Origin of the sequence: Kribbella sp. NPDC023855 (genome assembly GCF_040639475.1) — a bacterium.
Lineage (GTDB): Bacteria > Actinomycetota > Actinomycetes > Propionibacteriales > Kribbellaceae > Kribbella.
In genome coordinates this window covers 151,327-165,313 of sequence record NZ_JBFAAA010000006.1, presented here as the reverse complement: position 1 = coordinate 165,313, position 13,987 = coordinate 151,327, and the positions used below count along the sequence as shown (strand labels likewise).

The following is a 13,987-nucleotide window of genomic DNA, read 5'->3' as shown; positions in this document are numbered from 1 at the left end:
GGATGCAGTACAAGAGTGGATCGTGGGGCTCAGCGAGCAGACACGACGAACGCCGTGCCGGAACCACGCAGAGTACAGGGTCCTTCGGGTCCGCGGAGAAACGCCGACTGACCAGCGGACAACTCGACGGTGTCTTCGGTGCCTGTGGCACCTACCGTCGCCGTTCCGTCCACACAGGCGACGATCCGCGGTCCCTCGCCGGCGACTTCGACCGCCGCTCCGGCCAGGTCGACCCGCCGTACGGCGAAGTACTCGCAACCCGTCTCGTAGGCCGTCACACCCGGTGCCACCGTGACTCCTTCGAGTACCGGCGACGCCAGTGGCTCGAAGTCGACGACCGACACCAGCTCCGGTACGTCGACATGCTTGCGGGTCAGCCCACCGCGCAACACGTTGTCCGAGTTCGCCATCACCTCGAACCCGGTGCCGTGCAGATACGCGTGCACGTTGCCGGCCGGGAGGTAGACCGCTTGGAACCTCTCCAGCCGCACGCGGTTCAGCAACAGCGCGGCCAGCACGCCAGGGTCGTCGGGGAACTCTTCGCACAGCCGGGCCAGCGTCTCGGCCTCCACCGCGAACTCGTCGCCCGTGTACTGCCGGCAGGCCTCGCCGAGAGCGGCGACCAGCGGACGAATCGCATCCCGGTCGGTGCTCATGAAGGACGTGAAGGCGTCTTGCAGCTTCCCGTCGCGCAGCAGGTCGCGCAGTTCGTCCAGCACGCCCAGCGCCTCGAGAAAGGCGATCGAGGCGGCCAGCGGCCGGAAGCCGACCAACGCGTCGAACGGGCCGAGCGCGATCAGGATCTCCGGCTTCGGCCAGGCGTCCTTGTAGTTCCGGTCGGCGGCGTCCCGCGGAATCCCGGCCGCCTCGTCGCGGGCAAAACCGTCCACTGCCTGTGGGCGGGACGGGTGCGCCTGGATCGACAACGGCTGCTCGGCCGCCAGGATCTTGGCCAGGAACGGGAACCGCCCCTCGAAGCGCGCCGCCGTCTCCTCCCCCAGTACGCCGGCCGCGTCGGCGGACACCAGGTCGAACAACGACTCACCTGACGGCAGCACCGAGGGCGCCGACTCGTGCGCGCCCATCCACACCTCGGCCTGCGGATTGCCGTCCGGTTCCACCCCGGTCAGCTCGGGGATCGCGGTCCGCGACCCCCAGGCGTAGTCCCGGATGATGTTCTGAAGCGGAGCTACCACGCCGGGTCCTCCGCAGGGTTGCCCGGTGGCCCCGGCGGTTCCTCGGTGGGAGTCCCGTAGCGGCCGAGGCCGATTCCCAGGTACGCCGCGGCGTACCGGCCGTGCTGCGTCAGTGCGGCGTACCGGGCCACGTCGGTCCCGTTGGCCTGGGTCACCACGTGCACCCGTACGTCGTGGCGTTCCGCGGTCTGCTCCAACTGGCGGCGGTGCTCGGCGACGCCGCCGTCCTCCACCCCGTCGTCCAGGATGACCAGGCCGGGCCGAAGTTCCTCCGGCTGGTCGAAGGGGTCCGCGAAGACGTCACGCGGCGGCTGGTTCGCCAGCACTGGCAGCAGGTGACCACAGTCGGCTGCAAGAGCGGGGCGACCGCTGGCGAGCCGCACGGCCTCCACTACCCGACGTGCAGCACGAGCAGCCAGCACGGAACCGCCCCAGACCAGCGGAAGCGCGTCCGCGAGCATCAGGGCCAGGTCCTTGGCAGGGTTCGACGCTACGTCGTTGTTGGGCGAGCAGGCGATGGCAACCTCGTCGAGCATCTCCGCAACGGCCTTGGCGTCCACAGCGGGCCCGAGCTCCAACTGGTGAAGCCCCTGCAGCACTGCGACCGCTGCCGCCAACTGGTCGTCCGACTGCGACGGGAGCCGGATGGCGTGCCGCGAGCCGGCCGAAGCCTGCGCGACCGGCGAGTCGGCCGGAGAGGCGACCATCAGGCCACAGCCCCGGCGTACCGCCTCGGAAGCGGCCGAGACCGCAGCCGTGTCGGCGTCGTCGCCGCTGAGCACGATGACGAGGTCGAGCGGGCCGGTCCAGCCGGGCAACCCCGGACCGGGCCAGGCCACGAACGGGACCGGGCAGACCGGCTCCAGCACCGCGCGGACCAGCCGGGCATCCCGGCCGGCGGCGACGATCGCACGCGGCCGGAAGCCGTCCGTGGCGAGCTGGGACAGTGCCTCTTCGGAGGCGTCGAGCTCGGCCCGGACCCGGGCACCAGCCCCGGCCAGCCGGCGCAGCAGGTGGTCGGATGCCTCGAGGGCGGCCGGGTCGTCCAGCCGCGAATCGTCGAAGACGCTCATCAGTTGTCGGATGCCTCTGCGTTCCTGGTCTCGCGCGCCTCGTCGATCAGCAGCACCGGGATGTCGTCGCGCACCGGGTAGGCCAGCGCGCAGGTGGCGTTGGTACAGACCAGCTCATCGGCCTCGTCGTCCACGCGGAACTCCGACCGGCACTTCGGGCAGACCAGGATGCTCAGCAGGTCCGGGTCCAGGTTCACAGCCATCAGTTCTTCTCCTCCACCGGCGCACCGGTGATCAGGGCCAGTACTTCGTCGCGGACCCGCTCCATGGTGGCGACGTCCGCGGCCTCGACGTTCAGCCGCAGCAGCGGCTCGGTGTTCGACGCGCGCACGTTGAACCACCACTGTCCTGCGTCGACGGTCAGACCGTCCAGGTGGTCAACGGTAATGCCCTCGCGGTCGCCGTAGGTGTCTTCGATCGCGGCGACCGTGGCGGCGGCGTCCTCGACCCGGCTGTTGAGCTCGCCGGACGCGACGTACCGCTCGTAGATCGAGAACAGCTCGGAGGCCGGCTTGTCCTGCTCGCCGAGCGCCGCGAGCACGTGCAGGGCCGCGAGCATGCCGGTGTCGGCCCGCCAGAAGTCCCGGAAGTAGTAGTGCGCGGAGTGCTCGCCGCCGAAGACCGCATCGGTCTCGGCCATCTTCTGCTTGATGTTGGAGTGCCCGACCCGGGTCCGCACCGGCACGCCGCCGTGCTCGCTGATCAGTTCCGGCACCGCCTTGGAGGTGATCAGGTTGTACAGGATGGTCGCGCCGGGGTGCTTGGCCAGCTCCCGGACCGCGACCGCGCCGGTGATCGCGCTCGGCGAGATCGGGTCGCCCTTCTCGTCCACCACGAAACAGCGGTCCGCGTCGCCGTCGAAGGCCAGCCCGAGGTCGGCGCCGGTCTCCCGCACCTTGGCCTGCAGGTCGACCAGGTTCTTCGGGTCGAGCGGGTTCGCCTCGTGGTTCGGGAAGTTGCCGTCCAGCTCGAAGTACAGCGGGAGGATCTCGACCGGGCCGGTGGCGAAGACGGCCGGCACGGTGTGCCCGCCCATCCCGTTGCCGGCGTCGACGACGACCTTGAGCGGCCGGATGCCGGACAGGTCGACCAGGCCGTTCAGGTGGTCGGCGTACGCCGTCAGCAGGTCCTTCTTGCGGACGTGACCCGGCACGGGGACCGGCGACAGGCCGTCGATCAGCGACTTGGCGACCAGGTCGGCGATGTCCCGCAGACCGGACTCCGAGCCGACCGGCGAGGCGCCCGCGCGGCACATCTTGATCCCGTTGTACTGCGCCGGGTTGTGGCTCGCGGTGAACATCGCACCGGGCAGCTGCAGCCGCCCGGAGGCGAAGTACAGCTGGTCGGTGGAGGCCAGGCCGATGTCGATCACGTCGGCCCCGGTGCTGGTCACCCCCTCGGCGAAGGCGGCGGCCAGCCCCGGGCTCGACGGACGCATGTCGTAGCCGATCACCACAGCTCCGGGGCCGGCGAGAACGTCCAGAACCTCGACGAACGCGGCACCGGTCGCCCGGGCCACCGCCTCGTCCAGCTCGTCCGGGACGACCCCGCGGACGTCGTACGCCTTGAAGATCGCAGCTACGTCAACCATGCGTGGACCTTATCTGGCCCCGGCGCCACGCTGTGTTTCAGGCTGTTTCGAACCAGCCGGGTGTCGCCCGGTGGTGGACGTCCGGGAGCTTGCGCTCGACCACCGGAGCCGCCCAGCGGACGGCGTTGGCGAGGATCTGCTGCACCTCGGGCTGGTGGTAGGTCGGGTACTCCTGGTCGCCCGGCCGGAAGTAGAAGACCCGGCCCTGGCCGCGGCGGTAGCAGCAGCCGGACCGGAACACCTCACCACCGGAGAACGAGCTGACGAACACCAGCTCGTCCGGCTGCGGTACGTCGAACAGCTCGCCGTACATCTCCTCCTGCTCGATCACCAGCGGATGCGGTACGCCGGCCGCGATCGGGTGCCCGGCCGCGACGGTCCAGAGCAGCTCCCGGTCGTTGTCCGACCGCCAGTCGAGCGAACAGGTGGTACCCATCAGCCGCTTGAAGATCTTCGCGAAGTGCGCCGAGTGGAGTGCGATCAGGCCCATCCCGGACAGCACGGCCTGCTGCACCCGGTCGACCACGGCGTCGTCCACGTCCTCGTGCGCCGCGTGTCCCCACCAGGTGAGCACGTCGGTGTCGGCCAGCACCTCGTCGGTCAGGCCGTTCTCGGGCTGCTGCAGCCACGCAGTACGGACCTTCACCTGCTCGCCGAGCTTGGCGCGCAGGCCGGCCGCGATCGTCTCGTGCATCGTGTCGGGGTAGATCTTCTGCACCGACGCGTCGCGCTGGTCGTGGACGTTCTCGCCCCAGACGGTCACTCGGATCTCAGTCATTCAGCACTACCTCTCGTCCGGCCTTCGCCGAGGCGTAGGCGGCGTCGATGACCTGGGTGCGCGTGAGCGCCTCCGAGCCGTTGTGGGCGGACCAGTCGCCGCTGAGCACGATCGCGACGAACTCGCTGACCACCGCGCGGTGGCCGAGTCCGGCACCGGTGGCCGGACGGACCTCGGCCGGGATGCCGCCGACGTCGGTGAAGATCTTCAGCGTGTCGGTGTTGGTGTAGTTCTGGACGTCGATCTTGGCACCGCCCTCGGTGCCGAACAGCTCGATCCCGAAGTTGTCCCCCGGCGCCCGGTACGTCGCCCAGCTGGTCTCCAGCTGCAGCGCCCCGCCGCCCTCCAGCCGCAGGTACGCCGTGGCCAGGTCCTCCACCTCGAACTTCGCGCCGAGCGTGTCGACCGTCGGCCGGACCACGCTGCTCACACTGCCCCGGCCGCGCGGACCGAGCTCGGCGAAGGTGTTCGCGCTGACCGTGGTCACCTTCGGCTCGTTCAGCAGGTGCAGGGCGAGATCGAGGATGTGCACGCCGAGGTCGATCAGTGGCCCGCCACCGGACAGCTCCCGGTTGGTGAACCAGCCGCCCATCCCCGGGATGCCGTTGCGGCGCATCCAGTGCGCCTTGGCGTAGTAGATCCGGCCGAGCAGGCCCTCGTCGATCTGGTGCTTGAGGGTGGCGACGTCACCGCGCTCCCGGTGGTTGAACACCACCTTGAGCACCCGCCCGGCCTTCTTCGAGGCCTCGACCATCGCGGTGCCCTCGGCCACCGTCCTGGCCAGCGGCTTCTCGCAGAGCACGTGCAGCCCGCGCTCCAGGGCCGCCAGCGCGATCGGCGCGTGCAGCTGCGTCGGCGTACCGATGCTGACGGCGTCCAGGCCGTCGACGGCGAGCAGGTCCTCCCACTTCTCGAAGAGGTTCGGCACCTGGTGCTTGGCGCCGAGACTCTTCAGGATGTCCGTCTCGAGCCCCGCGAGCGCCACCACTTCGACGTCGGGCAACTCCGAGAACGCTTCCAGCGCGGTCCGCCCGGCAAAGCCGAGACCGACCACTCCGACCCGTAGTTTTTGATCGTTCACAGGTCAGGAGTCTTGTCAGCCGATGACAACGTGGTCAACCTCATCCCACGCTGTGAAACGGACCGCGCCCCCGGTCAGCCCCGTCAGCCCGGCAGCTTGGCCGCGGCCGCGACGGCCATCTTCTGGAAGTTGGCCGGCTTCACCCCGTAGCCGTAGCCCCAGAACGCGAGGACCGAGACCGTCGTGCCCTTGAGAGTTACGGCGTACGGGAAGGTGCCCGCCTCGCTGCCCGGGTCGTTCGGCAGCGGGTAGTCGTACCAGCGCAGGATCGTGGTGGCGTCACCGACCTTGACCTTGGACACGGTGAGCTTGCGGCCGTGGGTCGGGCTCTTCGGCTTGGCCGCCTTGCAGGTCCGGACGACCGCGACGATCGAGGCGTAGGCCCTCCGAGCGTCCGCCTTGGTGTTGTACCGGGTCAGGTACTGCGCGCCGTGCTTGGACAGGTCGTCCGTGTACCCCCGGGCCAGTCGCTGCGCGACCCGCTTGCCTTCCTGCGAGGCCGGCCCGCACCAGGTGCGCGGGAGAATGCCCCGGTCCCGCTGGACCGACCAGCCCTGCCGCGGATCGGCCTTGGCCACCTGGCCGACCGTCAGCATCATCGATCGGCTCATATACGCCCCACGGGTCGCCGACGTGTCGGCGGTCTGGGTGCTTCCTGCCGTCGCGCCGATCGCGGTCGACGCTCCCGCCACCAGGCCGACAACCGACAGTCCCGCGGCCACCGCCCAGCGCCTGCCGACAGTGTGTAGTGCTCTCATTTCCTGTCTCCCCTCCAGTGGATGTCTACTGGTGAGACAGCGCCCGCCCGGAACTTGTTCGGCCGTCCGTGGCGGAGAGATCACTCCGTGATCAGGCCTGGTCGGTGGTGCCGTCCGACGCGGTCGAGCCCGGGTCCTGCAGCATCCGCAGATGGCCGCGGCGGATCACCTCGACCGGCGCGCCCGGCGCGGGCTGACGACTGGCCGGCGGCAACGGCCGGGCAGCCTCCCGTACTGCGTTCGCCAGCGCCTCGAGGTCGTCGTTCGACGGGCCGGCGGCGGCCGGATCCGGGGCCAGCCGGATCACTTCCCAGCCGTTCGGCGCGGTCAACCGGTCGGCGTGGTCGGCGCAGAGGTCGTAACAGTGCGGCTCGGCGTACGTCGCGAGCGGACCCAGCACGCAGGTCGAGTCGGCATAGACGTAGGTGAGCGTCGACACGGCCGGCCGATGGCAGGCGGCGCGCGAACAGATCCTGGCGATGCTCACGACCAGACGCTACCCCCACTAGGCTGATCGCGTGACCGAGGCTCGCCGTCATCGACGGCACATCGACCGCCACGGGCGCGGCATGCTCGGACCGATCAGCCGTCCGAGCAGCTTCGCACCGCGCGGACTGCCCCTGCAGCGGTCCGCCGCCGCCCAGTTCGACGAGGTGGTCGCGATCGAGGTGACCAGGCTGGAGAAGCGGTTGCCGCAAGTCGTCGCCCGGGTCGAGTTCGCGATCGAGGACGTGCCGAACCTCGATCTGCACGCGGGCGAGATCCCGCTGACCCACTCCACCGGCGGCACCTCGCACGAGCCCTACCGGATCGTCGTGTTCCGCCGCCCGATCGAGCTGCGCGCCGAGCGGTCCGGCACCAGCCTGGCCTGGCTGGTCCGGTCGGCGCTCGTCCTCGAGCTGGCCGAGGTGCTGGCGCTGTCACCGGAGCAGATCGACCCCGACTTCGACACCGACGACGACTGACCTGCTGCTACTTGAGCGCTGCCCGGACGTCGGGCAGCGCGCCCAGCTGAGCGCGGAAGACCAGTGAAGTGGTCAGCGGCCAAGCGGCCACCAACGGCACGTCGTCCTCGCCGAGCTTGGCCGGCGGCATCAGCGTCACGGCCGCCACCACCGAACCCTTGACCTGCTCGACCATCAGGTACGTCGGCTTGGTCTGCGCCTTGAAGCTGATCGCGGTGGTCGCGCCGTTGACCACGTCGAGGGCCCGGGCCTGGATCTGCTTGCCGCTCAGGTCACGCAGCTCGAACCGCATGCTCGCCGTCTTGCTCGGCGCAGTGATCTGCAGCTGGACGGGCTGCGCGTGAGCAGGCAGCACCAGGTACGCCGGTCCGGACAGCGCCTCGGCCGATCCGATCACGGCGAACTCGTCACCGGTCCCGGCAACGTTGCGCGCCGACGCGGTCAGCGGCTGGTCCGCACTGATGGTGATCGAGGCCGGGTCGCCGCGCAGTACCTGGTCGAGCCGGATCGACTTCACCGAGCCGGCCGGGATCTGGACGGTCGACAGGTCGGCCGGCTTGAAGGGGCCGTTGGGCCCGTTGATCGTCAGCGTCGCGGTGGCCTGCAGGTCGCTCGGGTTGGCCAGGGTGAGGATCCGGAAGCCCGCACCCGGCGCGATCCCGGGCACCACCAGCGAGGTGGTCGGCGGGGCCGACGGGTTGATCCAGTCCACGCCACCGGGCTTCTTGCCGTTGACCGCGTTGTCCCGCAGCGCCGGCGCCACCCGGCCGCCGGTCGACTCGACCCGCAACGCCAGGTCCCGTGCCTTCGGCGCCAGCAGACTCATGTACAGCTCGACGGACCCCCGCGCCGGTACGACGACACCGCGCGCGTTGGGCAGGTCGAGCGCGCCCTTGGACGAGTAGACGGTGACGTTGACCTCGGCGTTGATGCTGTCCAGGTTGGTCAGCACCAGGACATCACGCCGGCCGGGCGCGCCGCTGGCGCCGACGAACCAGAAGTCCGATCCGGGCAGCGTGCAGGGCACACTCGCCATCCCCCGGTTCACGCCGGCGGTCGAGGTCGACGTACCGGTCCCGACAGTGCCTGCGGCGAGTGGGCCGGTGCCCTGGATCGACAGCGGTACGGGCTTGGCGGACGGCGGCGTCGAGGCGATCTTGCCGCGAACCAGCACTGACCCGACCGGGTCGGACGTGTTCGGCAGCGGGGCGATCGACAGCGGGTTCGCCGGGCCTTCGGCCGTCGGGGTGTCCTTCGGCAGCACTGGTGAGACCGCGTCGACCGAGCTCAGGATCTTGTCGCTGGGGCCGGGGACGGGACAACTCAGCGCAGTACGGTTCACGATCGTGCGGCTCGGTCCACCGGCGCCTTCGGGTCGCGTGACCGCTTCCTTGGCGTGCGTCACGACACCCAGACCGGCCGCGGCGGCCATCGCCAGGACGCAGGCTCCGACCCTGATCCGCAGATCCGACAACAGACGGCTCACGACACCCTCCTCGCGTGGGTCCCGCGCGGCACCGCGACCGTACGGCGCGCAGTCGGCAGGCAGGAGATCAGCGCGATGATCCAGGCGATGATGCCGAGCACCCGCCAGATGTCGCGGACATCGTCCTGCAGAGGCGTCTTGCCCTCGATCTTCGACCGGTCCACCAGCCACGAGGCGTCCGCGTCCGCGGCGCTCGCCCTGGTCAGGCCGGGCAACGAGTCGAGCGTGGCCATCAGCGTCGGATCGACCGGTGCCGGCAGGTAGACGTAGTCGATCGCCAGCGACGCCAGTTGACGACCCTCCTCACCGGTTCCACCACCGCCGAGAGCGGACAGGACATCGGTGATCGGCTTGCTCTGCTCCGGCTTCGGCGCAGCCTCCAGCGCGCCCATCCGGGGCCCGCCGTTGCGCACCAGCGCGAACCGCATCGCCGTCGTCGCGTCCTTGCGCACCACCAGGATCGACGCGTTCTGCGGCGGCGCCTGGGAGGACATCAGGTACTCCGGCAGGTCTTGCTCAGGTCCGCGCCGCAGCGGGCCGTCGTCACCGCGCACGAGCCAGAACCCGGCCGTGATCAGGGTGGCGACCAGGACGAGGCCCAGGACTGCCTGCACGATGATTTCGCGCGACTTGCCGACCGAGTCCCACGCGACGGTGATCGCGATGATCCATCCCGCCGTCATCAGGAACATCAGCGGGCCACTGCCACCACCGAGGCGGCTGGCGATCAACGTTCCGGCCAGCCCGGCCAGTGCGGCGAACCAGCCGATCAACTCGTACCGCTGCCGACTCTCCCGCATCAGGCTGAACAATGCGACCAGGATCAGGGGTACTGCGAACCACCAGGGCACCGGCGCACCGAGCGGCGTACCGGTTAGCAGATGGGGAAGGCTGTCGCCTGGGCCCACTGCTGCAGTCGGTGGCCCGCCCGCTTCCTGCCCGAACCGGGACGGATGCAGGACGAGCTCGATCGTCCACGGCAGTACGAGCACGAGACCAAGGACGACCGAGAAGACGAGTTGCCTGCCCTGGCGACGCCAGCCGAGGCCGAGCGGAGCGGCTACTGCCAGCGTGAGGCCGACCAGGAGACCAACGGCCGGGGTGAAGGCGAACAGCACGGCCAAGCAGATCCCGGCGAACCAGGCTGCTCGCCAGCTGCCCTGGATGACGACCCGTCGACGCCGGGCGACCGTGTGCACGGCAGCACCGAGCAGCGGCAACGCGATGGCTGCTACACACGTCCCAAGCCGGCCCTGCGTGACAGCACCGTTGGTGAAAACCGCCAGCCCGTACGCCGCTGCGCCCCACGCCCGGGCGACCCGGTCGACCACGAAGGCCCGCAACAGAGCCCAAGCGGCCAACGCCGCAAGAGGCACCGCGCCGAGCAGCACCACGTTCGTCGCGCCCGAGGGGCCGAAGGTGACTGTCGACAGCGCCCAGAACTGAGCCAGCCAAGCCGGTGGAGTCACACCGGCTGGTGCAGCAGCAGCGGCATGCCACAGCGCACCGAGGCTCTCGTGCGGAGGCAGCAGCAGAGCAGAGCGCAGTACGCCGCCACCGATCAGGCTGCGGGCGGCCACGAACGCACCGATAGCAAGGAAAACCCAGGTGACCAGGAACGGGCGGCGAATCAGTTGCCGGCGCCAGCGGGGCTGGTCCTGCGCGACGCGAGCGGTGCTCTTGGCCCGGCGCGCGGTCGTGACGACCTGCTCCTCGGGCTCGTCGGCCCAGGCCTCGCGCAGCCGCTCGGTGATCGTGCTGCCGGTCTCCTCGAGGTTGTGCCGCAGCGCGTTCACCGAGCGCGAGAAGAGCGGTTTGATCGCGTCGTACGGGACCTGGTCGAGGCGGCGGCGATCCTTGCGGGCCTGGGTCCAGCCACCGGCCAGCAGGGTGCCAAGCAGTGCGGTCCACTCGTCGACCGCGCCGGAGGGCGTCTTGCCGATCAGGAACCAGGTGGACCGGATGAGGGTGCCGACCAGGAACCTGAGGACCAGCAGCGGAAGCAGCTTGGCGGGCGCGTTCGCCAGCACGGTGTAGTAGGCATGTGCGCGGTCGAGTTGGTAGGCGTGCCGACGGGTGCCTGCCAGTGCGCGTTCGCCGGTCGCGGCGGCCTGGGCGTGGTACACGACAGCGTCCGGTGCGACGCCGACCTTGAAACCGGCCCGGCTGGCCCGCCAGCCGAAGTCGATGTCGTCGCGGAACATCGGCAGCCGCGGATCGAACCCGCGCAGCGACTCCCAGACGTCGCGACGGACCAGCATGCCGGCCGAGCTGACCGCGAGCACGTTCCGCGGCTGGTCGTGCTGGCCCTGGTCGAGCTCGCCGTTCTCGATGCCGGTGTCGCGACGGCCGCCCAGCGACGTGGTGACGCCGACCTCGAGCAGCTCGCGATCCCGCGGCCACATCCGGAGCTTGGGACCCCAGACAGCGGTGTCCGGCGCCATCGTCGCCTGGTGCAGGAGGTGCTCCAGCGCCTTCGGAGCGGGTGCACAGTCGTCGTGCAGCAGCCAGAGCCACTCGACCACCGGCATGTGCCCGTCGTCGCCGTACGGGCCGACAGCGGACGGGACAGGCGCGAAGCCGACCGTCTCGATGCCGCGCGCGACCGCAGTACCGAAGCCGGTGCGGGCGGAGAGGCTGACCACGGGCTCGACCGAGGGCATCTCGGCCAGCAGTTCGGCGGTCTCGTCGGTGGAACCGGTGTCGACGGCGATCAGCCGCTCGGGCCGGCGGCCGAGCGCCCACAGCGCCTCGGTCAGCCGGGGCAGCCAGGCGGCTCCTTCGTGCCCGACCACGACCGCGGTGACGACGTGCCGGATCGGCGCGCGACCCATCGGATCGTTGGTGAGGTCGGTGGGAAAGTCGACTGAGTCGAAGAACTCCCAGCCGGCCGGAGCTTCTGGTTCCATGCGGAGCAGTGACACCTCAGGGGAAAGTGACGGCCTGGCCACGCGACCATCCGGACGCGCGACGAGGACTCACCTTACGCGACCCGGCCAGGGTGCTGTGCCGATACCTTCCCCGCCCCACCGCCCCGGTCCGGACACAGCAGCGGGCCCCGGTGGACGAAGTCCGGCCGGGGCCTCACGCGGAAGTTTGTATGAACTTTTCCGTGCTGCTGATTCACAACGTGAATCAAGGGCTGTCACGCCGACGGCGGGGGTGGCAGGGCACCACCACCTGTCGATCAATCGGGCGTCAGACGGCCTTCTTCTTCAGCTTGCGGCGTTCCCGCTCCGACAACCCGCCCCAGATTCCGAAGCGTTCGTCGTTCTGCAGCGCGTACTCGAGGCATTCGCCCCGCACGTCGCACCCGAGGCAGACCTTCTTCGCCTCCCGGGTGGAACCACCCTTCTCCGGGAAGAAAGCCTCTGGATCGGTCTGGGCGCACAGCGCCCTTTCCTGCCAGTTCGGCTCCTCCTCGATCGCCTCACCGTCGACAATCGCCATCAGCGTTTCTGTCACGGTACGACCTCCTCGACCCTGTTCGTTCCCCTGTACATGTGGGTTTGCGGACCACATGCCTGACCTCGACCGTTCTGTGTGCTGAAAACGGTCCCCGATACCGAGTGTCCAACGAACGACACGGTTGAAATTACATTCCTGCAATCCACGAAAGTCAAGCCGTGGTCTGCTATTGGCATCATCCGCAACACGGCTGCAAAAGAACGAGAGGCCTGTCTGCACAGGCCTCTCGGCGTACTACGGCCCCCGGTCAGGCCAATCTGCTTTGACTGACCGAGGGGTTTTTGCATAGTTGCTTCCTGGTCAGGAAGGCTGCGACCACCAGCCCTGCTGGTTGCCCTGGCCCTGCTGGGGCTGACCCTCGTCGTCCTTCGGGGCCTCGGAAACCCGCGGCTCCACCCGGGTTTCGTCGGTTCCCTCCGGCGCCGCCTCGACCGGCTGCTCGGCCGCGGGAGTCTCCTCCGCGGGCCAGGTCTGGCCTTCCTGCTGCCAGCCCTGCTGCGACCAGCCTTCGGCCTGCTGCGCTGCCGGCTGACCCTGCTCGGGCTGCCCGGCTTCCTGCGCAGGCCATTCCTGCTGAGCAGGCTGGTACTGCTCCTGGCCGGCCCACTGCTGACCGGAGTCGGCGCCACCCCACTGCTGCTGGCCCTCTTGCGGCCACTGCTGGGACTGCTCCTGGCCGGCCCACTGCTGCTGGCCTTCCGGGCTCCACTGCTGCGTCGGCTCGGCTGCGTGGCCCTCAGCGGACCAGGCCTGCTCGGCCGGCTGGGCGCCTGCCTGGGCTACCGGCGACTCGGCCTGCGGCTGGGCGTCCGCCTCAGTCACGGGCCAGGTCTGCTGCTCGCCCTGGTTCCAGCTCTGCTCCTGCGGCCACTGCTGCTCGCCACCCTGTGCTGCGGCGTAGCCACCAGCTGCACCGGCAGCGGCACCGGCCGCACCTGCCGCACCAGCGCTGTACGCGCCGTACTGGCTCTGCTCGGTCTGACCGTACTGACCCTGCTGGGCACCGTACTGACCGTACTGGCCCTGAGCGCCCTGCTGGCCGTACTGGCCGCCCTGCTGCGGGAACTGGCCACCCTGCGGGCCGTACTGACCCTGCTGGCCGGCGAACTGGCCTTGCGGCCCGGCCTTCGGTGCGCGGACCGGCGCCGGCAGCGCCTGGAACGTCTTGAGGATGTACAGACCGGCAGCGGCGTAGATCGCGAGACCGGCGAGCGCGAACAGGAAGCTGGTGAACTTCAGACCGGCCGTGCTGGTCTCGTTGAAGCCCGCGAAGGCGCCGATCAGCACGATCAGCGCGAGGACGCCGGTGATCGACAGCGCGGCCAAGGTCACGATCCGGGCGTTGGGGGTACGCTCACCCGCTTCGTTCACCAGCCACACCGAGGCGACCAGCGAGAAAAGCACCACCAGCGCGTCCAGCGCGGGTGGGGTGAGGCTACCTTGCACGAGAGCGGCGGCGTTGGTGAATCCTGCGCTGCCGACGAACAGCCGGATCAGCGAAGCCAGCGCCACAAGGCCGGCAAAGGCGAGCAAGATGTACGCGACCGGCTCTCTGAGCTTCTTGGTTGCGTCGGTGACCACGAGGGCTCCT

Annotated in this window: 13 protein-coding genes; 1 reads left to right on the top strand and 12 read right to left on the bottom strand. The window is 69.8% G+C overall.

The annotated features are described in order from the left end of the window. Positions 1 to 29: 29 nt before the first annotated feature. From manA to AB0F51_RS22415, 8 genes are all read right to left on the bottom strand, one after another. Positions 30 to 1,196, bottom strand: a complete 1,167-nt coding sequence (gene manA, locus AB0F51_RS22450) for a mannose-6-phosphate isomerase, class I (RefSeq protein WP_360282872.1) — start codon at positions 1,194 to 1,196, stop codon at positions 30 to 32. Then, positions 1,190 to 2,269 carry an SIS domain-containing protein gene (locus tag AB0F51_RS22445; RefSeq protein WP_360282870.1) on the bottom strand — a complete coding sequence of 360 codons (1,080 nt, stop codon included), beginning with the start codon at positions 2,267 to 2,269 and terminating at the stop codon, positions 1,190 to 1,192. The genes manA and AB0F51_RS22445 overlap by 7 nt, the downstream gene beginning before the upstream one ends. Next, a complete protein-coding gene (locus AB0F51_RS22440; protein ID WP_360283458.1) occupies positions 2,269 to 2,466 on the bottom strand; it encodes a Trm112 family protein in 198 nt (65 codons plus the stop codon). The genes AB0F51_RS22445 and AB0F51_RS22440 overlap by 1 nt, the downstream gene beginning before the upstream one ends. 5 nt (positions 2,467 to 2,471) lie before the next feature. After that, positions 2,472 to 3,860 carry a phosphomannomutase/phosphoglucomutase gene (locus AB0F51_RS22435; protein WP_360282868.1) on the bottom strand — a complete coding sequence of 463 codons (1,389 nt, stop codon included), beginning with the start codon at positions 3,858 to 3,860 and terminating at the stop codon, positions 2,472 to 2,474. Positions 3,861 to 3,897: 37 nt separating this feature from the next. Next, the gene (locus tag AB0F51_RS22430) at positions 3,898 to 4,638 is read right to left on the bottom strand and encodes a ThuA domain-containing protein (RefSeq protein WP_360282866.1); all 741 of its coding nucleotides are present in this window, start codon (positions 4,636 to 4,638) and stop codon (positions 3,898 to 3,900) included. Then, positions 4,631 to 5,719, bottom strand: a complete 1,089-nt coding sequence (locus AB0F51_RS22425; RefSeq protein WP_360282864.1) for a Gfo/Idh/MocA family oxidoreductase — start codon at positions 5,717 to 5,719, stop codon at positions 4,631 to 4,633. Before AB0F51_RS22425 ends, AB0F51_RS22430 begins: the two co-directional genes overlap by 8 nt. A gap of 83 nt (positions 5,720 to 5,802) precedes the next feature. Beyond that, entirely contained in the window at positions 5,803 to 6,477 is a 675-nt protein-coding gene (locus AB0F51_RS22420) for a hypothetical protein (protein WP_360282862.1), read from the bottom strand. 91 nt (positions 6,478 to 6,568) lie between these two features. Next, entirely contained in the window at positions 6,569 to 6,964 is a 396-nt protein-coding gene (locus tag AB0F51_RS22415; RefSeq protein ID WP_360282860.1) for a DUF3499 domain-containing protein, read from the bottom strand. 31 nt (positions 6,965 to 6,995) lie between these two features. Here AB0F51_RS22415 and AB0F51_RS22410 point away from each other — a divergent pair, with 31 nt between their 5' ends. Beyond that, complete coding sequence (locus AB0F51_RS22410; RefSeq protein WP_360282858.1) at positions 6,996 to 7,442, top strand: metallopeptidase family protein; 447 nt, start codon at positions 6,996 to 6,998, stop codon at positions 7,440 to 7,442. Between the two features lie 7 nt (positions 7,443 to 7,449). On the opposite strand, the gene AB0F51_RS22405 is transcribed toward AB0F51_RS22410, so the two are convergent. The 4 genes from AB0F51_RS22405 to AB0F51_RS22390 all read right to left on the bottom strand — a co-directional run bounded on the left by AB0F51_RS22405 (position 7,450) and on the right by AB0F51_RS22390 (position 13,977). After that, positions 7,450 to 8,928, bottom strand: coding sequence for a DUF5719 family protein (locus AB0F51_RS22405; protein ID WP_360282856.1), 1,479 nt, complete (start codon positions 8,926 to 8,928; stop codon positions 7,450 to 7,452). Then, positions 8,925 to 11,837 (bottom strand): glycosyltransferase family 2 protein, encoded by a 2,913-nt coding sequence (locus tag AB0F51_RS22400; RefSeq protein WP_360282854.1) that lies wholly within the window; start codon positions 11,835 to 11,837, stop codon positions 8,925 to 8,927. Before AB0F51_RS22400 ends, AB0F51_RS22405 begins: the two co-directional genes overlap by 4 nt. 289 nt (positions 11,838 to 12,126) lie before the next feature. Further along, positions 12,127 to 12,393 carry a WhiB family transcriptional regulator gene (locus AB0F51_RS22395; RefSeq protein ID WP_026163214.1) on the bottom strand — a complete coding sequence of 89 codons (267 nt, stop codon included), beginning with the start codon at positions 12,391 to 12,393 and terminating at the stop codon, positions 12,127 to 12,129. A 303-nt stretch (positions 12,394 to 12,696) separates the two neighbouring features. Continuing rightward, entirely contained in the window at positions 12,697 to 13,977 is a 1,281-nt protein-coding gene (locus AB0F51_RS22390) for a hypothetical protein (RefSeq protein WP_360282851.1), read from the bottom strand. Positions 13,978 to 13,987 lie beyond the last annotated feature (10 nt).